Here is a 25578-nt window from a genome sequence, read left to right as displayed (position 1 = left end):
GGACGCTTGCCAAGAGACTGGCGCGGTTCGACTGGAGCGCTGTTGAGCAGGACGTTCTCAAGGTGCTCTACGAAAGCGTCATTGGCGCTGAAACCCGAAAGCGGCTGGGGGAATACTACACCCCCGACTGGCTGGCTCATGTGATCGTTGCCGAGACGGTCACTGATCCATTGGAATCACGAGTGCTAGATGCCGCCTGCGGATCGGGAACATTCCTGTTTCACGCGATCCGAAAATATGTCGCGGCCGCGGAATCCGCTGGCATCGGCATTCGGGAAATGATCGATGGGATTACCAAGCACGTGGTTGGCATGGATTTGCATCCTGTCGCCGTCACGCTTGCCCGCGTCACCTATCTTCTGGCGATCGGGCGCGAAAGGCTCACCGACGAGGATCGCGGCGTAATCCAGATTCCTGTCTACCTTGGTGACTCCCTGCAGTTTCAGGAACAGGGTGTCGATCTTTGGTCGGCAGGAAATCTTGTCATCCGTGCAGACGACGAGCGCGAGTTGTTCGATTCCGAACTCCGCTTTCCCGATGCTCTGCTCGAAGACGCGGCCAGGTTTGACCTTCTTGTGAACGAAATGGCCAACAAGGCGGCAGGCAGGAAAGCGGGTGATCCCATCCCTTCGCTGAACCCTGTGTTCAACCGGTTGGCTATTCCGGAGCAGCACCGCGCGGTTATCAATGGTACCTTCAAAACGATGTGCCGCCTTCACGACGAAGGACGAGACCATATCTGGGGCTACTATGTGCGGAACCTGGCGAGGCCGCTCTGGATGTCGCGTCCAGGCAACCGCGTGGACGTGCTGATCGGGAATCCGCCATGGCTTGCTTACCGACATATGCCAGCAAACATGCAGGCGACTTTTCGTAAGATGAGCGAGGCCCGTGGTCTTTGGGCTGGCGCAGAAATCGCGACCCATCAGGATTTGGCGGGTCTCTTTGTCGTAAGGGCTAGCGAACTCTATCTTCGCAAAGACGGCAAATTCGGTCTCGTGCTGCCAAATGCGGCAATCGACCGGGATCATTATGATGGTTTCCGGCGCGGGCATTATGGCGACGGAGCTGGAGGACTTGCGCTTTCATTCGGCCCTTCATGGGATCTCCGGCGCATACGACCCCACTTTTTCCCGAGGGCGGCGAGTGTGGTATTCGGAACGAGGTCGGAAGTCAGCCGACCGATGCCTGAAGAAGCGGAAATCTGGTCTGGCCGCTTGCGGACACCCAACAGCCACTGGGAAGAAGCCCGCCTTTCTCTCGTGCGGGCTGACGGCAAAGTCCGCCGGGTCGGGCAGATTACGAAATCGCCATATGCTCCGGCGTTTACGCAAGGGGCGACCTTCACGCCGCGAGTTGCTTTTGTTGTCGAGAAACAAGAGGTGTCACCACTTGGACGGGTTCAGGGCACCGTTGCGGTGAAATCGTCGCGAAGCGTTCAAGAAAAGAAGCCGTGGAAGGACTCGCCCGCGATAGAGGGCGTGATTGAGTCGGAATTCGTGCGGCCGTATTTTACGGGCGACAACGTGTTTCCTTACCGGGTTGGCAATCCGCTTCTTTCGGTGATCCCATGCAGTGCGCGAGAACTTCTCGACCAAAGCCAGATCGAAATGCACCCCGGCCTGCATCAATGGTGGTCTCGAGCCGTCGAGTTGTGGGACAGCAATCGCTCAAGCGATCGGATGACACTTGCCGATCGGCTCGACTATCAAACGACCCTTTCCAAGCAGCTTCCGATCCCCCCGCTTCGGGTGGTCTACAACCGTGCTGGTATGCATGTCGCCGCAGCTAAAATCGATAACCGCAGAGCCATTGTCGCCAACGGGCTCTATTGGGCTGCGGTTCATTCCGTCCAGGAAGCAGATTACCTTTGCGCGGTGTTGAACGCGCCTGTAACCACGGAGCTTGCCAGGCCGTTCATGTCGTATGGCAAGGACGAGCGCGATATCCACAAGCACGTCTGGGAAGTGCCTATCCCGCTATACGATGCCAATAATGAAATTCATCGGACGCTATCGAGGTTGGGCAGTGCGGCCGAAAGCATTGTGGCAGGCTTTGCAATCGACCGTGATCTCCATTTCGCGGCCACGCGACGACATATCCGGGAACTCCTGGATTCCACAGACGAAGGCCGCGAGATCAACGAGATCGTGTTCGAGCTGCTGTCGTAATCAAGGGTAATCCGCATGACCAATGCAGTGGAAGATGCTCTCGCTGATTTGCGGGGCGAAGTCGAAGGTGGTGGCGAGCTGGCGGCTGCTACCAAATCGCGGCGGAACACGGACTCAATCCAATTCTTTTGGAACGAAAATTCACGGAACGCTTCGGATCGGCTCCCGCAGTGCTCGAAAAGCTGGAACACGCCAGGGCGTCAGCTCGCCCCGAGATCGACTACGAGATCGACTACGAGAAGGTGAAGTCACTGGTCGAATACCAGTGCAAGAGATTCCGAGTGAAACCTGACAAATTCTTTCCGCTCAAAGGGAAAACCAAAGTCACGATCACCTCGCGGCTCGTGGGCGACCACATGATTCATATCGACGTGGACTTTTACGAATGCGCCGTTATCGAGAGGGTCGGCAACCAAGTGCGCGAGGGCTTGGAAGCATTGTGGGGAAACCGGACGAGCAAATGATCCACCTTCTCGCCTCCAGCAGAGGCCGAGCGCGATATACATTCAATGGCAACAACAATTGACAAGTTGATAATCGTTGCAGACGGCACTAACAAATGGGCGAGATCGGGGGACGAATGAAACCAGGTTCCAAGAATGGGGCAGTGTGGCGCCGTTGGGATTTACATCTCCACCCACCGGGGACCAAGATGTCCAATGGATATGGGAATTCGTCTCCAGAGATCGATGAAAAGTACATTGATGCACTCGAAGCGTCTCCCATCGAAGTTTTCGGAATTACTGACTATTTCAGCTGTGACAGGTCGTTCGAGATAATTGACGCTTTCCACAAGAGGCATCCTGATTCCCCTAAGGCATTTTTCATTAACATCGAATTTCGCCTCTCCGACGCAATTAACGCAGCGAGTGACAGCCCGCATCTTCACGTGATTTTCGACAGCGACGAGCAGTTCTGTCCCCGCAGAAAGATCGAGAAATTTCTGCAGCTGCTGACAACGAAAGGTGTGGATCGTTCCGGCGCCTCCATATCCTGCGCTGAACTTTCAAAGCCTGCGGACTATGAGTCCGCCTCGGTGGCGTTCGAGGATCTTAACAAGAAGCTCAACGAAGCATTCGGTGATAGCCAGCCCTATCTCCTCGCGTTTCCCGCTAAGAACGATGGCATGAAGTCCACCGACATGTCTTCACCTCGGAAAGTGAGGGTAGCGGACAACATTGACCGGATATGCCACGCCTTTCTAGGTTATGGCGCGAGCCGCGACCATTTCTTGCGAAAAGATCGCTATGACGACGGCCAGTCGGAGCCCAAGCCCGTGATCTGGGGCAGCGACGCGCATTCATTTGAAGATTTAGAGCGGCTGCAGGGAAACATCCCCTCCTACCCATACACGTGGATCAAAGCCGACACGACGTTTCGCGGCCTGCAACAGATCTGTTACGAGCCCGAAGCTCGGGTGTTCATCGGAGAAGAACCTCCCGTCGAGACGCGAAAGATCCAACATCCGACGAAGATTCTCAGAGGACTCAAGATAGGGCAGGTGAGAGGCTATGATGGCGCCCAGGGGCAGTGGTTTAAAAACGTAGACCTTCCACTCAATCCCGAACTGACGGCAATCATCGGAAACAAGGGAAGTGGCAAGAGCGCATTGGTCGACATCATCGGTCTGCTCGGCGAAAGCCGCCTTGAGGAATACTTCGCATTCCTGTCAGACTCCCCCGAAAACAAGAAATTTCGGCAGAGACGCTACGCAGAGAACTTCGAGGCCGAGCTTGAATGGCAGAGTGGAAGCCTCACCGCGAAGCGGCTGAGTGACCATGTCGAAAGTACAAAGCCGGAGTTGGTCCGCTACCTGCCGCAGAACTATTTTGAAAAACTCACCAACGAAATCCAGATCGAGAAATTCCGGCGGCAGATCGAAGACGTTGTTTTCTCCCACGTGGACGAGACCGAACAGATGGGTCAAGCCTCCTTCAAGGAGTTGCAGGATCTGAAAACTTTGCGCAGCAAGGACGAGACCAGTGCGCTAAAGACGCGCCTTCGTGCCCAGAACGTGAATCTGGTCGCCTTGGAGGAACAAGCTGATCCGCAGTTTCGCCGGACTCTGAAAGCGCAGCTTGATGCTAAGTATAATGAATTGAACGCTTTAGCCAAGCCGGAGGTGATGGACGCACCGGATGATATTGAAACCCCAGAACAGAAAGTCCTTTCAGCGACCGTCGAACAATACAGCGCCCAGCTTACAGCTCTGCGCTCTCGGGAGCAACCCGCCATCGAGTATCTGGCTGAGCTAAAGAGAAAAAAGCAAGTTCTCGAAGGTGTTAATGAGTCACTTGAAAGTCTTACCAAGCGGGTCGCAGATGCGGTCGAGCAGATCCGATCGGATCTTGGTAAATTCGGGCTTGATGCCGATCAAATCGTTTCGCTGCGCATCCAGAATGCGGCCTTGCTTAGCCTTGCTGCCGACCTGACCAACCAGATCGGCAAGCTCGAAGCTAACAATGAATTAACGTTTGAGCACGGGTTTGACTTCTCGACCCTTGAGAGCCTGCCGGACATCCGGAAGGCCATCGACCATTTGGTCGATGCCGTCAATCTCGCGCGGGACAAGCTTAGCGCGCCGCGGCGCGCATATCAGCAGTATCTGGAGCGCCTCGACGCCTGGAAGAGCCGAAATATCCTGATCACGGGCAATGAAACCGACCCGCAACCGAACACCATTCGATATATCGAGAGCCAGATCACCGCTCTGGACAATGATTTGCCGGCGAAAATCGTCGCGGCTCGGGAGGCGAGGCGTAAGCTTGTCGAAGCGATCTATGCGAGCAAGAACAAGATCCTGAAATTCTATGCCGACCTTAAGAAGAGTGTCGACACCAAGCTATCCGAGGTTGCGATCGAGGGCTTCAGCGTCGAGATCGACGCGTCGTTCGTTCTCAGTAAGGACTTTCAGGATAGCTTTCTGTCCAAGGTCAGCAAAAACAAACGAGGCCCGTTCAATGGCCAAATCAAGGAGCCGGGCCAAACCTTGTCCGACTTCCTCCGCGATGTCAGCTGGAATGATTTCGCCGCGATTTCAGCGGGCCTCGACCGAATTCTCGACGCGATGCAGACGGAGGACTTGAAGTTCACCGACCAGGTGCGCGACCAGAAGGAGTTTTACGACTTCCTATTCAGTCTCGAATACATTGAACCATCGTACAAGTTGCGTCTTAGCGGCAAGGATCTTGAGGAGCTGTCGCCGGGTGAGAAAGGACTCCTTCTGCTTGTCTTCTATTTGCAGCTCGACAAGAACGACATCCCGCTTATCATCGATCAGCCCGAGGACAATCTCGACAATCAAAGCATCTTCTCGGTGCTTTCCAATTGCATTCGAACGGCCAAGAAACGTCGTCAGGTCGTTCTCGTGACGCACAACCCGAACCTAGCTGTTGGTGCGGATGCCGAGCAAATCGTCTATGTGAAACTCGACAAGACCAAGAATTACAAGTTTTCCTACGAGAGTGGCGCAATTGAAAATCCTAATATTAACCGGCGTATTGTCGATGTATTGAAAGGGTCTCAGCCGGCGTTCGTTAAGAGGCGCCTAAAGTATAATTTCTAGCCGTGCATCGTCAGGCCTGCGTCAGGGTTTAGCCCTGTGAGAACTGCCGGCGAAGCGGAACTAGATCGATGGTGCAAAGGCACATAGCAAGTCCCGCCAGAGCTTTGACAACTGCATCCTGCGACGTGATAGGAGCCTAGCGAAACTACGCCGGCATGAGTGCTAGATGAATGGCAGCCTGAGCTCAGGACAGCCAACACCGCGTGTCGTATAATTTTTTGTCGAGCCGCAGTCGAACACCCTATGTTCAGTGGCCGGAGACCGCCGAATGGCATTTCGATTTATACATACGGCCGATATTCATCTCGACTCGCCGCTGCGTTCGCTCGCGATGCGAAGCCCCGATCTTGCCGAACTCGTCGGAGACGCCAGTCGCCAGGCGTTTGTCTCCATTGTGGATCTGTGCCTTGCGGAGCGCGTCGATGCGCTCGTCATTGCCGGCGATCTTTATGATGGCGATCAGACTTCGATGAAAACAGCACGGTTCCTGGCATCGCAGATGACACGCCTCCACCAGGCCGGCGTCAGGGTTTTCAAGATCCGCGGAAATCACGACGCCCTGTCGCGGATATCGAAACAGCTCGTCTTTCCCGACACGGTAACGATCTTCAGCGGCCGTCCCCAGTCCGTACTTCAAACGGCCGGCGGTCTTGACGTCATGTTCCATGGATTGAGCTTCGCAAGCCCCAAGGCACCTGAAAGTCTGCTGCCCAAGTATACAGCCGCCCGTGAAGGGGCGGTCAATGTGGGTGTCATGCACACGAGTCTTGCCGGATCGCCCGGTCACGACGTCTACGCCCCTTGCAGCGTCGCTGACTTGCACGGCCATGGTTTTGACTACTGGGCGCTCGGGCACATCCACGTCCGCAAGGTTCATCCTAGAGCGAGCACGGTGGTGATGCCAGGAATGCCGCAAGGCAGGGACATAAACGAGGCCGGCGAAAAGTCAGTCACTTTGGTAACGATACGTGACGACCGTTCCGTCGAGGTCGAGGAAAGGCTGACCAGTATCGCGCAATTCGAGCGGGTGAACGTCGACCTGACAGGGACTGTCGAGTGGCCAGAAGTCGTCGGGCGAATCCGATCCGCGCTCGAAGATATCCGGGCTTCCGTCAGATCCCGTCACGTTGTTGTCCGTCTCGGTCTGACCGGTGACTCGCCTTTGTCTTGGGCACTGATCCGCGACAGGGACCTGCTCCTGGCCGAAGCCGAGCAGGTAGCGGAACAGGCCGGCGACACATGGGTGGAAAAGCTCGAGCTGGGCCTCTCTCCGCCCAGGACGGAAGCACTCGAAGGCGTCGCGGATCCGATTTTCGAACTCGCTGAATCCATGCGCGCCGATGCAAGTTCAGAAGCCTTCCGTGCTGAAGCGAGGGAATTCGTCCTGAAAACCATCGCGGACCTTCCGCCCGACGGGCGCGACTTCGCCGGAAAAGACGAGGCCGCGCTGGAATTATTCCTCGACAGGGTTCTTGCCAGCGGCGCTGACCTGGTCACGGCCCGCCTCAAGGCAGGTGGATCGCAATGAGGCTCCGGCGCCTTGATCTCATTCGTTATGGAAAGTTCACCGACAGGACGATCGAGTTCGGACCAAAACCGGATTCCGGGCCCGACTTGCATATTGTATTCGGGCTGAACGAGGCCGGCAAGTCAACCGCGCTTTCCGGCTATCTGGACTTGCTGTTCGGGATTGAAGAACGCAGCCGCTACAATTTCCTGCATGAATATAGCGCGATGCGCATCGGCGGCGTGCTCGAATTCGGGGGAGAGGAGCATACGTTCTCACGCACGAAACAGCGCAACAACTCGTTGTTGAACGCAATGGGCCAGCCGGTGAGCGAACTGGCGATTGCGGCACATCTCGCAGGTCTGTCCCGGGACGCATACGGCACCATGTTCTCGTTGGACGACGAGACACTGGAAGCCGGCGGAAAATCGATACTGGAGTCGCGTGGAGACCTGGGCAAGCTCCTGTTCACGGCCAGCGCCGGTCTTGGACACGCGAGTGACACATTAAGCGCGCTCGAGGCAGAAGCGGACGGGCTTTATCGGAAGCAGGCACACGGAACCGAACTCGCGCTTCTCAAGAAGCGACTTGCGGAACTGAAGTCCCGGAAGGATGCTATCGACACACTGGCTTCGACGTTCGAGACCCTCGAGGCCGAACGTCTTGATGCGGCGGAAAAATACGATCGCAGCATCACCGAACGGTCGGTGCTGTCGGCTAGGCTCGATACCATTGCCAAGTATCTCCGCGCAGTCCCGATCCTCGCGGATATCCGACGTAAGGTAGCCCGGCTGGCTGAGTTGCCTGACATCGCTTCACCGCCACGGACCTGGACAGGTAGTGTCGCCGAAATGATCGATGAGGACGCCAGCCTGAGAACTCGGCTGTCAGCAAACGTCGACGAAGTCGAGCGAGTGACGATGAAAATCGCGTCGGTCGAGGTGGACGAGGTGATCCTTGCAATCTCCGAGCGGGTTCGCGGACTGGCGGATCGCAAGGTGCGCTATATCTCGGCAGGCTTGGACCTGCCCAGTCGCAGGACGGAGCTGCAAATACTCGATAACGCCATGGCAACTTGCCTTGCCGCACTGGGAAGGTCCTCCGAGCCAGAGCCTGCCGCCCTGATTTTGCCTGCTGCCATTGCTGGTGCTGTTCGCAATATGGTCGAGCAGCGATCCGGAATTGCTACCAGCGTGCGCGTCGCCCGAGACGAAGCCGCGGCAGCCCTTGATGCGCTTCAGACGGCACGCGAACGGGTCGGTGAAGAAAGGGCCGTGCCCGAGCCTGCCAGGGCAAGGCTTACCTCGGCTTTGTCGAAAGCGAGGGGGAGTGGGCACCTAAAGGAGATCAAGATGGCACGGGAGGCAGAGGACGAGAGCGGAATTCGATGGGAAACAGCGGTCCATCGCATGCATCCCTGGTCCGGAGATGCTCAGGCGCTGGCCAAGATCTCAGTTCCGACGGCCCGGCAGATTGGTGCATGGAAAACTCGCTCAGCAGAGCTTGGGACGAGCAGGGCAGTCCTTTCAGAACGTCTTGCCGAATACCAGGCCAATCACGAGTTGCTCTCGGCGCGGCTGGACGCCCTTCGTGGCTCGGTTGACATAACGGACGATGAAGCCGCCGCAGCCATCCGGCGTGCCCGGGACGAGGCTTGGACAAGGCATCGAGATGACCTTAAGGGCGAAACAGCGGACGATTTCGCGGTAGCGTTGGCTCGTGACGACAGTGTTGGAGCAGTTCGTCTGGCCAACGTGCGGGAGCTCGCCGAGATCCGAACCACGACCCGCAGCCTTGCCGAAACCGCGGCCTTCATCTCGCGTGCGAGCGCCCAACTTTCCCAGGTCGATTTGGACGTGGAAGCAGCACTGTCGGAAATCCGCGTATCGGCAAGAGATCTGCTCGGAGATAGCCTGGAATCTTCGCCTGAACGAATGATCGAACTGATCGAGGATCGTACTTCTGCCCGGACCGATGCGCTCGCGGCGTGGGAGGGGATCGAGGTCGCACGTAAGAAGGCTGGTCGGGCGGCCGACGAGGGAGACCAGATACGCCTGGAGTTGAGCGGGGCGCTGGAGAGCGTCGGAATACAGTCTGACTCCGAAGAGAGTTTGGAGACGATCATGGCCGTCACAGAGCTGTTCCTCGACAGGCAGCTCAAAGTGGACGCTGAACGTGCCGAGGCGCTCCGAACAGTCAGCGCGAAGGAGGAGGATCTGGCTGCCAGACGACGGGCCGTGGACGTGGCAGAAAGGCGTGAGGAAGAATGGCTGGCCGGCGTTGCGGAGGCGCTTAAGGGTACCTGGCTCGAGAGCGGGCTTTCGGCGCCCGGAGTGGGGAGCGTACTCGATCAATTGGCTGAACTGTCCAAAACCCTTCAGGATCGGGATGCCATGCAGCTCCGCATCGGGAAGATGGAGGCAGACAGAGATAATTTCATTGTCGAGATTACCGCAGCTGCAGCCGAAGCGGGTGAACCGCCGAACGACGACGAACCGGAACAGTTGGCGATCCGGCTTGCTGAGCGCCTGGAGCGCGCCGATCGCACTCGCGAGGCGAAGGCAAACCTCGTCAATGACCTGCAGCGCCTTCAAGATGCTCGTGGCACACTCGATGTCGAGATCGCGGCGCATGAACGCCGCAAGAACGAGGTCTTGGGCGTCTTTGGCGTAACCACCCTATCCGAAGTCGTGGAACGCGACGAGCTGCTGCGGGACAGAGATCGTCTGCGCGCTGCTGTAGCCGACCTTGAGGAGCAGTTGTCGACCGAGCTCGCTGTGGAGGGGATCGAACAGGCGTGTTCAATATTGAATGCTCTCGATTTCGATAGCCTTGCAATCGAAAAGGCTGAAGGCGAGCAGCGGCTTCGGGATCTTGATGAAGCGATACAACAACAGCTTATCCGGCAGACGCGAGCGGCGGACAAACTGGACGCCATTGGCGGCGATAGTGCTGTTGCCCGAATAGATGCCGAACGTCGCACCGTCCTTCTGGAAATCGAAGAAAAGGCCGTCCATTATATCGAGCTTAAACTGGGAGTTATGTCGGCTGGAAACGCTCTGCGCGTATACCGCGAGCGTCATCGCTCCGGGATGATGGCGCGGGCATCTGACGCTTTCGCGCTCATCACGCGCGGTCAGTACTCGGGCCTGGCAACCCAACCGGTGAAGGGCGGCGAAGTCCTCATCGCATTGCAGCGCGACGGGCAGTCCAAGGTCGCCGACGCGTTGTCAAAGGGCGCGCGTTTTCAGCTCTACCTGGCCCTGAGGCTTGCCGGGTATTACGAATTTGCCCAGTTTCGACCCTCAGTGCCATTCATTGCCGATGACATAATGGAGACTTTCGACCATTTCCGGTCCGAGGAGGTTTTCAGACTGTTTGGCGAGATGGCAAGTGCGGGTCAGGTGATCTACCTTACGCATCACCAGCACCTATGCGAGATCGCCAAGGCTGTCGTGCCGGGCGTAACGATCCACGAGCTCGGATAGTTGCCTGCTGTCGCGTAGCATGAGTTGATGCACCTGCTACCCAAAGACGACTTCCGTAGGCCGAACCTTGGATGGCCGCTTTGCGCCCCATCTCCGCCTTTCGGACGACGACACGCTTCTCCCGAAACCGGTCATTCCTCCGAGGTCTCGGCGGCGAGCGACCCTAGCGACTGCGCCGGGACAAAGCCGTCATCCACGCGGGTCACACCGAACGACAATTTTCTGCAGGACCAGGCATTGTTGATTGGGATTGGACCCCGCCGCGAATCCCGGATGCTGACCGCTCGCTGACAATCGACATTGAATTGTAGGAGAGTGGACATTCGGACCGGTATAAATGCCTCCGTGTACTTGATCTCTCTACCGCATTGAGCAGAGGTAGGCACCGCAGCTGCTATCATGGCGTGACACAACAACAGCTCCGGGGGAAAAACGATGGATGAACAAGAGGCGAAGAGCGCTTATGATGAAATATCGGATGTGCTCCGAAAGGTCGGGTTGAATTGGGTAGTAGAGCAAGTTGAGGAGAGCATCTATCTCGGGAAGACGGTCATCACTAAAGCTGATGCCAGCGAGTTCATCGATGACCAAGTCGCGGGTCAGCGGCGCGGCAGACGGCAAATGCAGGAGTTCGTTACGACTCAGCTCTTTTCCAACATTGAGCGCCTAAATCTTCTTCTCGATGCCATCGATCGCATATTGGCTCTCCCGCAGTTCGCAACCGATGCGCTGAAGATCTTGGAAGTAAAGAGCGTGACGTTCGTTTCTGAACGAGAAGGCGATGATGGCCACAGCTTGCGCAGCGATTCAGGCAAACAGCAGGAGGCAGCCCGCCGCCGCTTCCGGGAACTGCGCCAGCAAGCTGGAGTTACCGCCGCATGATGACCGCATCGACTCTCGTCGGACAGATCTCCGCGATTCTCGGTCCGGCACATGGCATGAATTACTCCGCGGCGTCGGACGCCAACGACGTGTTCGAAGGCTATACGCTCGCGATCGTCGTGAGGGCGGCCCGCGCCGCTGGGGCCACCATCGCTTTCGAGGCGAACGATGGAAATGCCACCACCAACTTGATTTTCTGAACCTCGCCGGGCGACATCTTCAGCCCGAAGAAGAAATACACCCACGCCGTTATAGGCTTACCAGGCTGCCCGCCGCTTGAGGCGCATATCGGCGTGAAAGTGTCGGGGCGCTCGGGTGTCCTCCACGAATGCGATCTCGCCGTGATCGATCAACACGAAGCGCGCGTCTGTCGCAAAGAAAAGGTGCATCCTCGTGCTAGCAAGGTCCTGAACGCAGCCGAATGTAAATTTTACGCGAGCACCCTGAAGTTGGGTTTGGCGCGAGGATATCTCGGACTCGCCGAAGAACTCGGTAAGCAAGATCGGTTGCTGGTGACCAACACGACCTCCGATTCCGCAGCAAGGATGATTGCCTACCATAAAGCCGGTTGGGAGTTCGACCTGTCGTCACCGACTTCGGCCCAGGCAGTAGATCTCGAAGCGAAATTCAAAGAGGCCTTTCGCAACTATGTTGCGAAGCGCAAATCGTGAGCGCTGGTTCGATCCTAGTCAGCGGGAGCATTCCGCTGACGGAATCTAGCATTCGTTCGTCTCCGCATCGCAGAGGTGTCCGTTATGCGCTCGAGTACTAAATTGCTCTCGCCGCCCGGCGTCTTTAGAGAATGCGCTTGGCGAACGGAATGGGACTCATGACGGAGAACTTCAATTACATCTCTTTTGGCAACTGGGAATATGTCGAGGGGAACGTCGATGTCGTCACCATCGGGCGAGGGCGCATGTTCGAATACACGCCGCCTGACACCGAGAAGCGGCTTGAAAGCCTCGATTCCACTGCGATCGCCTTTCTCGAAAAGTTGCCGACTTTTCTGTGCAGTGAGATCAAGTCGGCCGGAGACGCCGTCTCCATGCTCATCAAGTACGGTCGGATCTCCGACACCACGCCAGGGCGAAGAGAGGTCTCCACCACTTTCGAGACATTGGTCGATTTCGGCGAGGTGGGTTTCGACGACATTGAGATGGCCGGGTCGGTGTTCGGCGCGGACCGGTTCCAGCTCTACCGCACGCATTGGGCAGTCCGTGAAGGCGATGCCCAAGAGGTGCTGGCCAGATTGGCCGATCTCAAACCCAATCTTGCCCATCTTATCGGGGAGCAAGGGGGGCATCGTCAACTTAACGAAGCGTGGATACCGATGTGCGATGACGGGCTATGACAGAGCGTGACCCACTCTACCGCCGCCATCGCTTCCCCGCCGAGATCATCGCCCATGCTATCTGGCTCTATTTCCGTTTTCCTCTCAGTTTGCGAATGGTCGAGGACTTGCTGGCGGCACGAGGGATTATTGTCTCGCATCAGACAGTCCGGCTTTGGGCAGAGAAATTCGGGCGGACCTTTGCCAGCGAGATCCGCCGCCGCTCAGCGGGTCGGCTGGGTGACAAGTGGCATCTCGACGAGGCCGTCGTTTCGATCCGCGGCAAGAAGCACTGGCTCTGGCGCGCCGTCGATCAGGACGGTTTCGTCCTGGAAGTTCTGGTGCAAAGTCGTCGCAATGCCAAGGCGGCCAAGCGTCTGATGCGCAAGCTGTTGAAGGGCCAAGGCCGCGCGCCGCGCGTGATGATCACCGACAAGCTTCGGTCTTACGACGCTGCAAAGCGAGAGATCATGCCAGGCGTCGATCACCGTTCGCATCAAGGCTTGAACAATCGGGCGGAGAATTCCCATCAGCCAGTCCGGCGACGGGAACGGATCATGAAACGCTTCAAGTCACAACGCCATTTGCAGCGCTTCGTCTCAATTCATGATCCGATTGCCAACCTGTTCCACATCCCCCGCCACGAAATCTCCTCCAGCCATCATCGCGAACTGCGTTCAGAGGCAATGAACCTCTGGGCAAAAATCGCGCGGGCTTGAACCGCCGTGGGGCAAGCGGGCTACGACCGCCTCGCGCTCTTTAAGTTTACGATGCCCCCGCAACTGCTCAGCAGAAGGAAGTGAACGTGAGTGCATCCATTTCGTAAATGTGTGTCTATCCAAGCAATCGATTTCTCTAATTATCCGATGAGGAATATGAACGCGCCAGGCAGGGTGCATCATTAGGAGTATTTTCGATGGCAAACATTATCGAGGGTGGCCCGGGTTCCGAAACACTCCTCGGCACCGAGCTTGAAGATTGGATGGAGGGTTTCGGGGGCAATGACTGGATTGACGGTCGTGGCGGCAACGACGAGATCTCGGGTGGCGCGGGCAGTGACCGAGTCATCGGCGGCGAGGGTAACGACCGCATCTTCGGCGGAGATGGCTGGGACGATCTCTCCGGCGACAACGGCCGCTTCAACGCGCGCATCTCCGGTGAGGACAATGACAGGCTCAGCGGCGGTCCCGGCCAGGATGTCCTCTACGTGGGTGACGGCCAGGATACGTTGACCGGGGGCACCGACAGTGACACGTTCGTGTTCCAGTTCCACAATCCGGTGCCTGGGGTTGTCGGGTCGAAGTCGGACATTTCCACTATCACCGATTTCAACCCGGCGGAGGACAAGTTCGCCTTCGATGCGGTGGGCCTCTACAACGACGGTTTTGGCGCGAACTTCGTCAACAACGCCAGCATACAGTCCGGCTACCCGGTGAGCAGCTTCTACAGTGGTGCGGCCTCGGGTGCGAACGGCGAACACGTCGTGGTGATCACTGGCGAATCTTTCAACTCTGCTTCTGAAGCCGCGAGTGCGATCTCCGGCGAGCACGCCGGCGACATCATTGTCTACCAAAGCAGCTACAGCGACAGAGTCGCAACTCTGGCCTATGTCACCGCCGACAACAGCGCGCATGAGTTCGTCCACCTGGGCGGTGTGGTCACCGTGGCCGACCTAGGCCTGACCGCGTCGGACTTCACCTTCGTTTGATCCAGAAAACCCATACGGAACAGCGCCCCGCCCCCCTGGGCGGGCGCTTTCCGTTTCCGCTACTTGCGATGGGCCGGGGCGCCCGGGAGCAGTCGCAGCGTGTAGAGCTTGATGAAGCCGATACATCCATTGGCCGCGGACTTGATGTACGTCTCGTCCATATGCCACTTGCTGCCGACCGTACGCTTGCGTCAGCTTCGGAGCTCTGGTCACTTCGCCCGTTCTAGCCGGCTGAGCGCCGCTTCCTAGCTTGCGGGCTAAGCAGATGGCGCGGCGGCGATGAGGCACCAGCGCGCGAATCCCCGCCAGCAGCAGCCGCTCCGCAGTGAGACCCAGCTTCGTTCCCGTCATCAAACTGCTCACGTTGAACGCCGGCGCGACTGGCTCCGGGCAGAGATCGATCCGAACTACCCTGGCGTCGCCTTCGGCCTTGCGACCGGGCTTGCTGCTCGCAGAAGCAGCGTCAGTCTTCGGTGCGCGAGTAGTCGGGCTTCAAGACGGTCAAGCGCTATCGGCGTCTGCCACCGAAGACGTCCGGCGTCGTGCGTGTACGGCGGAGGCTGAAATCTCAGGGATGGAAGGACCCAGCAGCCAATGCAGCGGTGTCCATCAGATTCCATATGACATGATTGTCATCGACGTGCTTTCATGATTGCTGGGGTCTATGTCACGTCGTCGCTTGCTACCCGAAAAGAATTTCCCGGGCTACGCATACCTGCCTGGCAAACATCCGCATCCGGTTCGCGACCCGCTGGGTCACAGTTACCAAAGCGACCCGATGACCGTTGTTGCCGTCGAGGAATCACTCAGCTCAAACGGGTTCCGATGGGGTATCGACCTGTTCAATCACGGTTATTACTGGGAAGCCCATGAGGCTTGGGAGCCTCTTTGGCACGCTGCGAAACAAAGCACTCAGCATCGCCTTTTGTTCAAGGGATTGATCCTGTTGGCGGCGGCCGGGGTGAAGATCCGCGAGGGAAAGCCGGTCGCTGCCGCGCGCCATGCGGCGAGAGCTGCAGCGCTTTTTCGTCGGGTGGCGCCTCTGCCGAGCCGGCCCTTTGAGGCCGCACTCGGAATGACACCTGCCGCGCTCGCGGTACACGCCGAAGCGGCCACAACTTTCCCGGCTGTTTTGCGAGAGCCGATGCCTGGCCAGCCTGAGCCCGTTTTCGATTTCATTCTCGCCCCTAAATCCGAGGGCGTCTGATAGGCAACCCCTACAGTACGGTTCAAGCCTCTTAGTTATTTGGGTGCACTGCCGACCTGTCATGGACAGTTCGACAAGGGCAGCTTCAATCCTGGCGCAGTTGACCTACGGCACAGCCCGGCGCTGGCGGAGCACCCATGGCAGGCGCCGCTTCCATCGTTCATCTCGCGGCAAAGCAACATCTTTCTGCCACCGCTTCTTCTTGCGGGTCCGTCTGCCTCCAGTCGGTGCGTTCGATGCCTTCGGAACCGGCGCTTCCTCAACCGTCGGCGGCTTAGGAAGCGATACGTCGGGCATGATCACGTCCTTGGCGTCGGGTACTGCTTCACCAACGGCGGCCATGGGCCGAGAACGGATATCTTCGCAAGGAACAATCGGCGCTTCAGCGATCGGACCTTCAGTCTCGCTTCCGCGATATCGTTCGTGATGGCGGCCAAGTCGATGCCGGCCCAGATTGAGTGTGGCCGCTTCACGAGCCAACGCTTCTGTTTGATCTCGACGACAAAGGGTCGCTGCTGCCTCATAGGCTCTCGGCAGACTCAGGAGAGTTGCGAATGTCGTCTAGGCCGATCGCACGCTTTCGTCCACCCGCCCCCACGCATTCTCCAACGGTTTTCCAAGACGTTGCTGTCGTCCAAGCCACGACTGAAGCGGCTAACCGCTGAGGCCGGGGCCCACGCTCCCGATCTCTTGTCCTGCTGTCAGCATGACCGCCATAACGACAATATCGCCCACGCAGTCGCCTTTATTAGGCCCATCGCGAAGCCGCAAAATATTCAAAATGCAATGAAGATGGCCGCCACCCTTGTCCATGCTCGCATGTTCCCGTGTAAATCGGACCCGTCCAATGCATTTTTTGAATCGGTCACCTGCGACTGATTATGCTGCTGATGGTCCGCATGCCGGATGTCATGGGTGGCCGGGCACGGATTGCGCTCCGCAAGCGGTCGGCAATCCCAAAGCTACACTTGGTGCACATCGCATCGGCTTTCCTCCACCGATCAACCCTTAGTGTGGGTTGAGAAGTCGCAAGAGGTGGCGCTGACCAGGCTTGTTCCGCAGCCCTCGTTGTCGTTGATCCAGACGCTGGGTGGTGAATGAGGAATCGCAGCAGCGATCACCCACAGGATACAGGTCAGCTTTGCTGCGCTCGATTTTGTCGATGATCAGATCGGCCCCCTTCTTCGCGAGAGTGGGCGCTCTAATCAGCCTAGAACGGCCTGATCCTGGTCAATCTCACGCGCGCCAACTGCCTCGCCGGATTGTAGAGCCTCTTGCGGGTGTTTTCTACAACAACCACCAGGGTCATCAAATCAAGCAGGAAGTCGTCGATCGCTTGGGCGGTTGTTCCTGACTCACCTTTGGACTGATCCCAGCAAAACGCACGCCCGATCGATCGCATCCGCGCTGGCCGCAGTGATTAACGCTCCGACTCCTCTTGACGATGGCGATCGTACGAGGTGCCGGCCCCCGACTCCTCATTGCAAGGTTCACCACGTGATGCGTTAGTTTCGTCTGCCTTTGCGACTGCCGCTTGGTCGCGGCCAGTCCACTGGCTGCACGATGCGCTTACCACGGCGTGTCGCTCCGGGCCTTCCGGTCTTTCGCATTTGCTGCGTTATACTATGAACGGCCCGGCATGATCGCCGAACCAGAACGTGTTGCAAACTTTACAAGGAATACGCACATGGCAACTGGAACCGTGAAGTGGTTCAACAGCACCAAGGGATTTGGATTTATCCAGCCCGACAATGGCGGTCAGGATGTTTTCGTCCACATTTCCGCTGTCGAACGCGCGGGCCTCTCGACCCTCAGATCAACTATGAGATCGAACAGGATCGCCGCACTGGCAAATCCTCCGCTGGCAGCCTCAGCAAAGCTGGCTGATTTTTCTCCTGCCCCCCGGCAAGAGCCGGGAGGACGCGGCAAGTCCGGATGTACTGACGGCCGCTCGACAAGAGCGGGCGAGAATAGGGCTCGGCGCAGCAGATTGCTGCAAGCGGACGCGCTTCTTGTGAAACGAGAATGTTTGCAGTTGAAGGCGGGCTGTCCCCGCCTTCTCGTATTCTGCGCAAATGCCGACGGCAGTTGCGCGCTCCAGAACGAACCTCGATTGCCGAAATTCTAACCTGCGACCTTCTTGCGGGTCCGCTTCGCCACTGCCGGCTCCGGCGCTTCCGGCGCTTTCGGTTTGCGGCCGAGCCCCATCGTCTTGGCCAAAGTCGAGCGCGCCGCGGCGTAGTTCGGCGCGACCATGGGATAATCCGCCGGCAGGCCCCATTTGGCGCGATATTCATCTGGCGTCAGCCCATGGTGGGTCGACAGATGGCGCTTTAGTGATTTGAATTTCTTGCCGTCTTCAAGGGAGATGATGTAGTCCGGTGTCACCGACTTCCTGATTGGGACAGCAGGCGTAAGCGCAACCGGCTTTTGTGCGGTGACGCCTGCGGCCGTGCCTTTCAGCGCCGCGTGCACTTGGCCGATCAGGGCAGGGAGATCCCCCACCGGGACCGGATTGTTGGAGACATAGGCTGAGACGACATCGGCGGTGAGCTCGATGAGGGTGTCAATGTTTTTTGCGGCTTCTTCTGTCATGAAACTCTCCAGGCGGCGTGAAACACAGTCGGCGAAGCGTCGCTTCATAGTGGCGGTCGCCGCTGAAAGCAAATACAGCCCGGCAGGACTATCGCGATGCTCGTCGGCACCGAGGACCATAGCGCTGCATCCGCCGTCGTGGGCGTGTTGATCTGCGCGCTGTCGGCCGGGCAAAACGAAGGGCCAAAGATGCTTTGCGCCACCCATGAAGCCCCAAGGTCGTCCTTGCGCAGCTCACGAAGCCCTCACGGACGCGGTAGCTAGTCTTCGGTTCTTGACTTTCGATTTGACCTGCGCCCCGGCCAGCGCGCCCTCGGCAGGCGCTACGAACTCGAATAAGGTGGTTGAACCGATGCTGAGCATCACGGTAATTCAAGCACAAGCTTTGCCTGTTAATCCTGTGGTCACAAACGACCTTGATGGCCAACAATGCGAAACCCGATGTGCGCGCCGCACGGTCTTGAGCTTTTTGCAATTCATCCCTCACCTGGGTCGAACCGGTCAGAAGATGCGCATATCGCCTCGAGCGGGCGCTTGCGGGTCATGATCGCGATGGTGTCTTAGCTACGATGTTTCCCATCCTTGGTTAGGCTGTCGAAAAGAACAATCGCTCTTCGATCACTTACTTCCGGAGCCCGATGTCATGATGAAATATCCAGACGTTAAACCAGGTCTTAAAGAAGAAGTGCCCTGGTCTGACAGCCTGACCAGCTACGACCGTCAGCACTTCACGACCTACCTGAGGCTCCTGGATGCAGGTGCCGACGAGGCAAGCTATGAGGAGATGGCGCAGGTCATCCTCGGCATCGATCCGGTGCAAGAGCCGGAGCGGGCCCGGAAAACTGTGCGAAGCCATCTCGATCGGGCGAACTGGATGGTGACGACCGGTTACAAGGAATTGTTCGCCGGATGAGGGCGAACAGGCGGCGACACGCTCCGCCTGTTCAGATGTGGTTACGGCGTCCGCGAAAAGAGCGGTCTCACGGTCGGGGCTGCGGGAATTAGGTTCAAATTGAAAGACCTCAGTTCTTTGCTCCATCATGACGATCGACCAGATGGCGGCGACCGGTGCGAGCACCAGACCCGCCACGCTGGACGACAGCAACACGAGGCCAACCAAACCCGAACCGCCAACATGAAAAGCCAACCATGCAGGCAGGACAATTCCGACGCCAACGATAACGAAAGAAGCCGATGAAAAAGCTATAAACAGCGGGTCTTTCGAATCGTCAAGCGAGACACTTTCCCGGCTCGCTTTCCGATGAAGATAGCGGTGAAGGAGAAGTCTTTCCGCAATGGGAAGCACAAGGCGCAGTGGTCGATGACGTTGCGTGAATATGCCAAGCCGCTGCACAAGAGGCCGATCGCCGAGATCGCGCGCGACGACGTGGTCGAGACGCTGAAGCCGATCTGGGAGAAGATACCAGAGACTGCTGACCGCCTCCGCATGTGCATTGCAGCAGTAATGGATCACGCGAAGGCGAGGCGGCTTTTATGTCGGCGACAACCCTGCCGACTGGCGGAGAGGCCTGAAGGATATGCTTCCGGCTCGACAGAAGCTCACGCGCGGCCATCACGCAACAGTCGGCTACAAGGAACTGCCTGCCATCATCAAGCGCCTACGAGCCGCCGCTGGCGTGTCAGCTAGGGCTGTGGAGTTCGCCGCATTGACCGCAGCGCGTTCCAGTGAGGTTCGCGGCGCAGTGTGGCCGGAGATCGACCTTGATGCGGCCTTGTGGACGGTACCCGCCGCAAAGATGAAGGCTGCGCGCGACCATGAGGTTCCGCTTTCCGAGCGCGCCGTGACAATCCTCCGCGCTACACAGCAGCAGTCGACCAGCGATCTGGTGTTCGAAGGTGGACGCGACGGAAGGCCAATCAGCGACACAGCGATGACGAAGGCGCTTAGGGCCGCTGGTGCGGGCGATGCGACCTTGCATGGTCTGCGCTCATCGTTCCGTGATTGGGCTGGCGATAGACCGATTACCCGCGCGATGTAGCCGCGGCGGCCTTGGCTCATGTGCTCAAGGACAAGACCGAAGCCGCATACAGACGTGGCACCGCGTCGCAAAAAAGACGCGGCTTGATGGTAGACTGGCACAGTATTGTGAAAATAAAGCCCGTTGACCATATCGACATTACAGGCGAAAACGCATATTGTTCTTCACCTTGGCTTACCTCGCCTAAGTTAACGGCGACCCGAATCCCTCTCTAAAGATTCAGAGTTTGAACGTGCCCCTTCGCACGTTGGATTTTCCGCACGCTCTTTTTGCGCCGGGTTGCACTGGGGATTCCGATGACAGCAAACGACAACCGACCGCGCCTGATCGCACCAAAAGACGCGGCGGCAGCCACGTCTCTTTCTCGTACACTATTGATTTTGATGGCCGAAGCCGGGGGGTTCCCGAAGCCCGTTTCGCTATCCGAACGACGTAGTGCATATATGCGTGCCGAGGTCGAAGAGTGGATTGATAAGCATATCGCCGCGAGCGCGGCAGCATGAGCCACAATGCCGAAACTGTTGCGAAATGTTTATGCTTTGGAAGGCTACCGAGAAGGCGTTCCTGCAGCATCTTCTGATCCGCTTGATAGAGGATGTTCCGGACTTCAATAGGGAAAAGTTCGCAACCGGCTTGCACCTACTGCAAGAGGAGTGGCCCATCGACCGAACAGACAAAGATCGAGAAGCGCAGGGCTTAGTCAGCATCCGCTTCCTTGGCGAATTGATTGAAATGACAGCAATGCGCATCGCTCGAGAGTGAGCACACTGACGGGCCGCGGCGTTTCTTCAAAAAACACCGCCGACCAACGGCGGCACTCCAAGACTGGACCGCTCCCCTTGAAAATCCTTGATGCCCGACCGGAGCCGCCAGGCTGCGGCAACGTCATTGCGCGCGTCGACGTAGCACTGAATGATGCCGTGAAAATCTATAATCTGAAGGTGTCCAAGCGACCCGATGGCGGCTTCGCCGTTTTCGCGCCGAACGCTCATGGTGGGCGCGTCGTCACGTTTTCTCGTTCTCTTGTTGCCGAAATTGCCAGCGCCGCTGTTGCCGCGCTCATGGAGCCGACGCCGAATGACCGCACCCACACTGAAGCAGAAAGGTTCCTCGACCTTATCAACAATGGCGACGCAGAGAGGCTGGCCAGTTTTCACTACGGCAATATGGCCAGGACAGGCGGATCGATCATGGTTGCGCCGGAAGACGTGGCCTGGGAACCACTACACGTTCAAGCGCGAACTGTTACAGCCGCGATCCGACAACGAACCTGCAGATATCAGTGAGGCCCTCCGCTGGTGCGTTGTGGTCGACAACATTCCAGAATGTGACGCCGACACGGCCGGGATTATTTACATCGAGAGAGAGACGCCCTTGATGAGAAAGTTCTTAGGGCGGCTATCAGCAATGTCGTCAAACCAGGTCATCTTGAAGCGGGACTTAGGAGGATTGTCGTTGTAAGTCTCGGCCGATTTGGAACACCGCATGAGCGCGCCAAGACCAAGTAAAAATTTTAGCATGATCGTCCTCCTTTCAATGGAGAAACCAATGCGGCGGGCAGATAGTTCCACAGGTCCGGAACAATGCTCACTAGCGCTCGTTGCCTCTGATCGATGGGCGAGGAGCGCGGAGATATGGCCGTGAAGAAAAAGAGCGACGATAGCCGCGTTAAGAAGGGCGCAGAACTTGAGGTAGAGCACCTTACCGAAGTCACGGACCTATCGGCCAAACAGGCGCGCACATTATTGCGGAAGCACGGCGCTGACTGGCAGAAGCTCAAGGACGAAGCCGAAGATTTAAAGGATGACGACTGACTACCCGTCCCGCGCATTGCGGAAACGGACTACCCGGCCTGGCCGGTTTCTCGAATTGGGATGACCACCCATGACAAAGACCACCCGCAAGGAAATACTAGAAGCAACAGACGCCTTCCTGAAGGCCAACCCGGCGGAGAAGCGCACCGCTGTACGGATTCGTTTTCGTGGCGGTCGGCCAGCTTGGAATTGGCTGAAAAAGCACGACGGGAAGGGGGCCGCCGCATTGTGGCTCATCGTTCGAGAGCGCCTTCCGCAGGCCGCCAACGACAACCTGCCCACTGACGCGGGACTGCATGTCGACCGGAGCCGAAAGGACGGCAGGCCAAGAGGGAAGAATCCAGATCCACGTTCGTTGGATGCCTGCATAGCGCTGCCGTCTGCCCAACCGCGGCTCGGCGATGCCGAACCGGAACCGGCACGAGCAGGCAACTGGGATACGGTGTCGCGAGGTGTCTCTATAAAATCGCAGGAGTGGATACATCCCGACGCAGTATTCACGTCGGCAACTTGCTTCAGCTTCCATCCTCCAGAGATCGCACCTGGCGCATTCTTTCTGGGTGCAATAGGCGGACTAGGCCAGCTTAAGTTGGGCAGGAGTCGTGGAGACGTACGGCTGGCTGGAACTGCCGATCCGATCACCCCACCGGCCAATATCGATACTGTCATCGAGGTCATCTTAGCAGGCGGCAATTGCTGAGGTCGGCAAGGCTTTCGGCGCTAAAGGCGGATATGCAGACCGTCGCGGAGGCGCTGAGCTATTGGCGGCTGGCAAGTGGGCGAAGTTGGCGGTGGCGAATGACAACCCGAGAATCAGGGCCGCTTAGGGACGTGTGCCAAATCGTGGCCCCAAAAACCTAAAGGGGCAACAGCAACGAATGGGGCGCTTCGGCGTCCCACCCGCTTTGGGCCCTACGCCTCGTCATCGTCAGGCGCAACCCGTCAATCTGGCACCAGAGGCGGGAATTATTGCGCGCGTTCCGGCCAGGCTGCGTGCGCTCACCGTCCAGCCTTCAGGGCTGCGACGGTGTTTTTTTTAAACCATCGCAATCACGAATTTCCAAACTCAAGGATCAAATATGCCTACAAGCCGTAGCCGCCATTGTGCGGCGTATCGGCTTCGATGAAGGGCGCGTGGGCGCGGTAGCCCGCATACTCACGGACGCCGCTGTTCTGCCGCCCGGTGCGCCTTGGACATCTCCAGATCTCAGCCCGCAAGACGTGGCGTCACTCATGCTTGGCGCGGCGCTGGACGTGCCTTTGCGTGCTGTTGTTGACGCGGTGCGCGATTACCGCGCCCTGCGCCGTGAAGGCGTTCCTGATGGCGCGCCATTTGCTATCAGTGTTGCCACAACTGGTGAAGAGCTAGACGTCCTGGCCGAGATCGCTGCAACTGGCTCGCCAGAGGCGAAAGCACGGGCAGCAAAGACCATCATCACCGTAGTCAATAGTTGGCCGGAAGTCGTGCCGATCGACCAGATCGACACCCGACGCTTCAACGCGGGCGCGCCAAGTCACTGGCAGGCCTCTCGCCATCGCAAATCTGTCGAAATCAATGCCGCCGCGCTTGTCGACGTCATCAATGAACTTTTTGGAGACCAGTAAAATGTCAAAAGCTGACCTTTCGTAATGCCCGAATTGACCGATGTCGACCCGGAATTCGCAAAACTCGAACGGCAACTTCAGGACCTAAACTCCCAAAAATGTTTGGCCGATCGCGAGCTTGCGAGCCCGCGTGAAGAACTGGCCGAAGCGCGCGGTCCGTCCATTCCGTCCAGCGTTGCAGCCCTGCTTGGTGATGAACCCGACTCGGCGACGGGAAAACGGCAGCGTGCCGCCGAACTGAGCAAGTTGGTCGGCGATCTTATGGTTGCCATTGACATCATTTCTAAACGTCTGCGGGAGCGTCGCGACATACGGCAGCCGTGCTGCTGTCGCGCGCCGCCGCATTGGAGGCCGCGATGGTGCCGCTTCGCGAGTTGGAACAGTTGCGCATAGATTTGGAAGCTCACGATGCATCAGGTCATTTTCAATGGCCGCACGGGAATCTTCGCATTTTTCCAGCGCGTTCTGCGCGGCTGTGCGCAAGGGAGTGTGAGTATGGAACGGCGAGAATACGAAACCGCCACGGATAAGGGGCGCCCTGGTCAACGTCTGGTGAGACTGCCGGGCGATAAACAGCACACCAAGCGTGGTGACAGCGCAAAGGTCATCGCGCGCCGCATTGCGCTAGACAAAGCGGAGAAGCGCCTGCAGAGGCTGACGAATGGCTGAGTATCGGGCTACGCCATCCAATGGAGCCAACCCGCGACTATCGCGGGTCTCTTCGTTGAACAGTTTGCGCGCGGATCTTTCGACAACTCATTGCTCCACAATCCTGACGTGGCGGCTCTGTGGTCGCATGACAGCAGCCGGCCACTTGGGTGTGTTGGCCGCCGCGACAGCAAATATCGCAGCGGCCGGTCCACCCGCCGAGCAAGTCATATTCTTCCACCATGTAGCTCTTGATCTTCAGCCAACTGCCGTGCCGCCAACCGGCTTCCATGGATGCAGGTCAATTCACGATTTGCTGAAACGCGCTGTTTCCGCCCGGGTGGAGCTAGCCTGTCAGTTTAGTGAAGTCGTGGCGCCGCGCGCCAACATGTGCCAGCAAATTCGTTTCGTTTACGACCCCTGATTGAAAGAGATTCAGCGTGGTCGAGGCCAGAATCTGACCGTCTATCGAAGTGCTGTACCATTTAGCGTCGGCGGTTATCTGGTCGACAACCCGCTGGCAAATCGCCCGATCTTTAGGTTAAGGAACTGACTTTTCGGCGCTCGTAGCATCTCGATGCCTTTAAAGGGGAGTCACTTGTCTCCCAAGCGACACCCAGGCGTGGGTCTCCCGAGAATGGATACTAAACGCATCCAGGCCATTCGTTTGAGTGGTACGATGCGGGGCGTTGGCATCGGTGACGTGGTTGCGATCACGGCCGCGGTACGGAGGCGGTCACCGACGACCGTATCAGTGATACAACGCACTTCCTTAGCGGGCGGCCCAGCAGCTTGGGTTAGGGGGGCGGCCGCTGGGCCTGACCAGCGAGCGTTCGGGAATGCTCGACTGGCTGGTTAGTATATTAGATCAAGCTAATGTAATCGAACCATGCGAACGAAGTACGCGCGGCAAGAGGCTGGCACGCTTCACTTACCGCGCGCTCTTGCCTTGGGTTCTGGCGAGCTTTCGGACGGGTTTGCAGCCAATTTTGCAGATCGCCGATCTGTTACCCACAGGGACTTTTTCCTCGCCACCAATTCGTCACGATCGCCCTCAG

The 25578-nt window shown here is 57.9% G+C and carries 27 protein-coding genes and 1 pseudogene; 27 read left to right on the top strand and 1 reads right to left on the bottom strand.

What is annotated here, in order from left to right; all coding sequences use genetic code 11:
• The first annotated feature begins 62 nt into the window (after nucleotides 1-62).
• The 13 genes and pseudogenes from NKH41_RS26795 to NKH41_RS26735 all read left to right on the top strand — a co-directional run bounded on the left by NKH41_RS26795 (nucleotide 63) and on the right by NKH41_RS26735 (nucleotide 17745).
• A complete protein-coding gene (locus NKH41_RS26795; RefSeq protein ID WP_352516077.1) occupies nucleotides 63-2171 on the top strand; it encodes an N-6 DNA methylase in 2109 nt (702 codons plus the stop codon).
• 170 nt (nucleotides 2172-2341) lie between these two features.
• Nucleotides 2342-2635: a hypothetical protein gene (locus NKH41_RS26790; RefSeq protein WP_023722841.1), complete on the top strand. Its 294-nt coding sequence runs from the start codon at nucleotides 2342-2344 to the stop codon at nucleotides 2633-2635.
• A gap of 95 nt (nucleotides 2636-2730) precedes the next feature.
• Nucleotides 2731-5736: a TrlF family AAA-like ATPase gene (locus tag NKH41_RS26785; RefSeq protein ID WP_352911380.1), complete on the top strand. Its 3006-nt coding sequence runs from the start codon at nucleotides 2731-2733 to the stop codon at nucleotides 5734-5736.
• 268 nt (nucleotides 5737-6004) lie between these two features.
• A complete protein-coding gene (locus tag NKH41_RS26780; RefSeq protein WP_023722843.1) occupies nucleotides 6005-7264 on the top strand; it encodes a metallophosphoesterase family protein in 1260 nt (419 codons plus the stop codon).
• Complete coding sequence (locus NKH41_RS26775; RefSeq protein WP_352468042.1) at nucleotides 7261-10731, top strand: ATP-binding protein; 3471 nt, start codon at nucleotides 7261-7263, stop codon at nucleotides 10729-10731. The genes NKH41_RS26780 and NKH41_RS26775 overlap by 4 nt, the downstream gene beginning before the upstream one ends.
• Before the next feature lie 435 nt (nucleotides 10732-11166).
• A complete protein-coding gene (locus NKH41_RS26770; protein WP_023722846.1) occupies nucleotides 11167-11613 on the top strand; it encodes a hypothetical protein in 447 nt (148 codons plus the stop codon).
• Nucleotides 11610-11813, top strand: a complete 204-nt coding sequence (locus NKH41_RS26765; RefSeq protein ID WP_031195303.1) for a hypothetical protein — start codon at nucleotides 11610-11612, stop codon at nucleotides 11811-11813. The genes NKH41_RS26770 and NKH41_RS26765 overlap by 4 nt, the downstream gene beginning before the upstream one ends.
• A gap of 93 nt (nucleotides 11814-11906) precedes the next feature.
• Nucleotides 11907-12284: a hypothetical protein gene (locus NKH41_RS26760; protein WP_156948343.1), complete on the top strand. Its 378-nt coding sequence runs from the start codon at nucleotides 11907-11909 to the stop codon at nucleotides 12282-12284.
• A 158-nt stretch (nucleotides 12285-12442) separates the two neighbouring features.
• On the top strand, nucleotides 12443-12964 hold the full coding sequence (locus NKH41_RS26755; protein ID WP_198030579.1) for a hypothetical protein: 522 nt from the start codon (nucleotides 12443-12445) through the stop codon (nucleotides 12962-12964).
• Entirely contained in the window at nucleotides 12961-13662 is a 702-nt protein-coding gene (locus tag NKH41_RS26750; protein WP_023722851.1) for an IS6 family transposase, read from the top strand. The genes NKH41_RS26755 and NKH41_RS26750 overlap by 4 nt, the downstream gene beginning before the upstream one ends.
• Before the next feature lie 197 nt (nucleotides 13663-13859).
• Nucleotides 13860-14651 carry a calcium-binding protein gene (locus NKH41_RS26745; protein WP_352468040.1) on the top strand — a complete coding sequence of 264 codons (792 nt, stop codon included), beginning with the start codon at nucleotides 13860-13862 and terminating at the stop codon, nucleotides 14649-14651.
• 778 nt (nucleotides 14652-15429) lie between these two features.
• A complete protein-coding gene (locus NKH41_RS26740) occupies nucleotides 15430-15858 on the top strand; it encodes a DUF309 domain-containing protein (RefSeq protein WP_031195309.1) in 429 nt (142 codons plus the stop codon).
• A 1687-nt stretch (nucleotides 15859-17545) separates the two neighbouring features.
• A pseudogene (locus tag NKH41_RS26735) lies at nucleotides 17546-17745 on the top strand (cold-shock protein).
• A gap of 237 nt (nucleotides 17746-17982) precedes the next feature.
• Here the strand turns inward: NKH41_RS26735 and NKH41_RS26730 are convergent.
• Nucleotides 17983-18453 (bottom strand): Ros/MucR family transcriptional regulator, encoded by a 471-nt coding sequence (locus tag NKH41_RS26730; RefSeq protein WP_031195311.1) that lies wholly within the window; start codon nucleotides 18451-18453, stop codon nucleotides 17983-17985.
• Nucleotides 18454-19099: 646 nt separating this feature from the next.
• On the opposite strand from NKH41_RS26730, the gene NKH41_RS26725 reads away from it, so the two are divergent.
• The 14 genes from NKH41_RS26725 to NKH41_RS26660 form a co-directional block, all read left to right on the top strand.
• Complete coding sequence (locus NKH41_RS26725) at nucleotides 19100-19366, top strand: DNA -binding domain-containing protein (RefSeq protein ID WP_031195313.1); 267 nt, start codon at nucleotides 19100-19102, stop codon at nucleotides 19364-19366.
• Nucleotides 19367-19714: 348 nt separating this feature from the next.
• Entirely contained in the window at nucleotides 19715-20101 is a 387-nt protein-coding gene (locus NKH41_RS26720; RefSeq protein WP_023722859.1) for a phage integrase central domain-containing protein, read from the top strand.
• Nucleotides 19992-20453: a tyrosine-type recombinase/integrase gene (locus tag NKH41_RS26715; protein WP_051409784.1), complete on the top strand. Its 462-nt coding sequence runs from the start codon at nucleotides 19992-19994 to the stop codon at nucleotides 20451-20453. Before NKH41_RS26720 ends, NKH41_RS26715 begins: the two co-directional genes overlap by 110 nt.
• 296 nt (nucleotides 20454-20749) lie before the next feature.
• Entirely contained in the window at nucleotides 20750-20956 is a 207-nt protein-coding gene (locus NKH41_RS26710) for a helix-turn-helix transcriptional regulator (RefSeq protein WP_084643138.1), read from the top strand.
• Between the two features lie 31 nt (nucleotides 20957-20987).
• Nucleotides 20988-21215: a hypothetical protein gene (locus tag NKH41_RS26705; protein WP_156948345.1), complete on the top strand. Its 228-nt coding sequence runs from the start codon at nucleotides 20988-20990 to the stop codon at nucleotides 21213-21215.
• Nucleotides 21216-21292: 77 nt separating this feature from the next.
• Complete coding sequence (locus NKH41_RS26700; protein WP_156948347.1) at nucleotides 21293-21739, top strand: hypothetical protein; 447 nt, start codon at nucleotides 21293-21295, stop codon at nucleotides 21737-21739.
• A gap of 348 nt (nucleotides 21740-22087) precedes the next feature.
• Nucleotides 22088-22267, top strand: coding sequence for a hypothetical protein (locus tag NKH41_RS26695; RefSeq protein WP_031195317.1), 180 nt, complete (start codon nucleotides 22088-22090; stop codon nucleotides 22265-22267).
• Between the two features lie 70 nt (nucleotides 22268-22337).
• Nucleotides 22338-22967, top strand: coding sequence for a hypothetical protein (locus NKH41_RS26690; protein WP_023722865.1), 630 nt, complete (start codon nucleotides 22338-22340; stop codon nucleotides 22965-22967).
• A gap of 293 nt (nucleotides 22968-23260) precedes the next feature.
• Nucleotides 23261-23872 (top strand): hypothetical protein, encoded by a 612-nt coding sequence (locus NKH41_RS26685; RefSeq protein ID WP_352468039.1) that lies wholly within the window; start codon nucleotides 23261-23263, stop codon nucleotides 23870-23872.
• 24 nt (nucleotides 23873-23896) lie between these two features.
• Nucleotides 23897-24265: a hypothetical protein gene (locus NKH41_RS26680; protein WP_156948351.1), complete on the top strand. Its 369-nt coding sequence runs from the start codon at nucleotides 23897-23899 to the stop codon at nucleotides 24263-24265.
• Nucleotides 24266-24280: 15 nt separating this feature from the next.
• A complete protein-coding gene (locus NKH41_RS26675) occupies nucleotides 24281-24541 on the top strand; it encodes a hypothetical protein (RefSeq protein ID WP_352934710.1) in 261 nt (86 codons plus the stop codon).
• 15 nt (nucleotides 24542-24556) lie between these two features.
• Nucleotides 24557-24775 (top strand): HK97 family phage prohead protease, encoded by a 219-nt coding sequence (locus tag NKH41_RS26670; protein WP_084643140.1) that lies wholly within the window; start codon nucleotides 24557-24559, stop codon nucleotides 24773-24775.
• Complete coding sequence (locus NKH41_RS26665; protein WP_156948355.1) at nucleotides 24669-24944, top strand: hypothetical protein; 276 nt, start codon at nucleotides 24669-24671, stop codon at nucleotides 24942-24944. Before NKH41_RS26670 ends, NKH41_RS26665 begins: the two co-directional genes overlap by 107 nt.
• Nucleotides 24945-25359: 415 nt before the next feature.
• Nucleotides 25360-25578, top strand: a 219-nt coding sequence (locus NKH41_RS26660) for a hypothetical protein (protein ID WP_352516369.1), incomplete at its 3' end; no start/stop codon positions are given.

This window comes from Mesorhizobium sp. M1169, from assembly GCF_040318345.1.
Lineage (GTDB): Bacteria > Pseudomonadota > Alphaproteobacteria > Rhizobiales > Rhizobiaceae > Mesorhizobium.
The sequence above is the reverse complement of the archived record's forward strand: the minus strand, read 5'-3'. Positions and strand labels throughout refer to the sequence as shown.

What these genes read in the sequence shown, in the direction of transcription:
- NKH41_RS26755 (WP_198030579.1), top strand. Translation starts at nt 12,443, where the DNA reads ATGACGGAGAACTTCAATTACATCTCTTTTGGCAACTGGGAATATGTC.
- NKH41_RS26725 (WP_031195313.1), top strand. Translation starts at nt 19,100, where the DNA reads ATGAAATATCCAGACGTTAAACCAGGTCTTAAAGAAGAAGTGCCCTGG.
- NKH41_RS26680 (WP_156948351.1), top strand. Translation starts at nt 23,897, where the DNA reads ATGCCCGAATTGACCGATGTCGACCCGGAATTCGCAAAACTCGAACGG.
- NKH41_RS26745 (WP_352468040.1), top strand. Translation starts at nt 13,860, where the DNA reads ATGGCAAACATTATCGAGGGTGGCCCGGGTTCCGAAACACTCCTCGGC.
- NKH41_RS26770 (WP_023722846.1), top strand. Translation starts at nt 11,167, where the DNA reads ATGGATGAACAAGAGGCGAAGAGCGCTTATGATGAAATATCGGATGTG.
- NKH41_RS26690 (WP_023722865.1), top strand. Translation starts at nt 22,338, where the DNA reads ATGACAAAGACCACCCGCAAGGAAATACTAGAAGCAACAGACGCCTTC.
- NKH41_RS26695 (WP_031195317.1), top strand. Translation starts at nt 22,088, where the DNA reads ATGGCCGTGAAGAAAAAGAGCGACGATAGCCGCGTTAAGAAGGGCGCA.
- NKH41_RS26780 (WP_023722843.1), top strand. Translation starts at nt 6,005, where the DNA reads ATGGCATTTCGATTTATACATACGGCCGATATTCATCTCGACTCGCCG.
- NKH41_RS26710 (WP_084643138.1), top strand. Translation starts at nt 20,750, where the DNA reads ATGACAGCAAACGACAACCGACCGCGCCTGATCGCACCAAAAGACGCG.
- NKH41_RS26665 (WP_156948355.1), top strand. Translation starts at nt 24,669, where the DNA reads ATGACAGCAGCCGGCCACTTGGGTGTGTTGGCCGCCGCGACAGCAAAT.
- NKH41_RS26785 (WP_352911380.1), top strand. Translation starts at nt 2,731, where the DNA reads ATGGGCGAGATCGGGGGACGAATGAAACCAGGTTCCAAGAATGGGGCA.
- NKH41_RS26775 (WP_352468042.1), top strand. Translation starts at nt 7,261, where the DNA reads ATGAGGCTCCGGCGCCTTGATCTCATTCGTTATGGAAAGTTCACCGAC.
- NKH41_RS26675 (WP_352934710.1), top strand. Translation starts at nt 24,281, where the DNA reads ATGCATCAGGTCATTTTCAATGGCCGCACGGGAATCTTCGCATTTTTC.
- NKH41_RS26750 (WP_023722851.1), top strand. Translation starts at nt 12,961, where the DNA reads ATGACAGAGCGTGACCCACTCTACCGCCGCCATCGCTTCCCCGCCGAG.
- NKH41_RS26705 (WP_156948345.1), top strand. Translation starts at nt 20,988, where the DNA reads ATGCTTTGGAAGGCTACCGAGAAGGCGTTCCTGCAGCATCTTCTGATC.
- NKH41_RS26720 (WP_023722859.1), top strand. Translation starts at nt 19,715, where the DNA reads ATGAAGATAGCGGTGAAGGAGAAGTCTTTCCGCAATGGGAAGCACAAG.
- NKH41_RS26740 (WP_031195309.1), top strand. Translation starts at nt 15,430, where the DNA reads ATGACCGTTGTTGCCGTCGAGGAATCACTCAGCTCAAACGGGTTCCGA.
- NKH41_RS26715 (WP_051409784.1), top strand. Translation starts at nt 19,992, where the DNA reads ATGCTTCCGGCTCGACAGAAGCTCACGCGCGGCCATCACGCAACAGTC.
- NKH41_RS26730 (WP_031195311.1), bottom strand. Translation starts at nt 18,453, where the DNA reads ATGACAGAAGAAGCCGCAAAAAACATTGACACCCTCATCGAGCTCACC.
- NKH41_RS26765 (WP_031195303.1), top strand. Translation starts at nt 11,610, where the DNA reads ATGATGACCGCATCGACTCTCGTCGGACAGATCTCCGCGATTCTCGGT.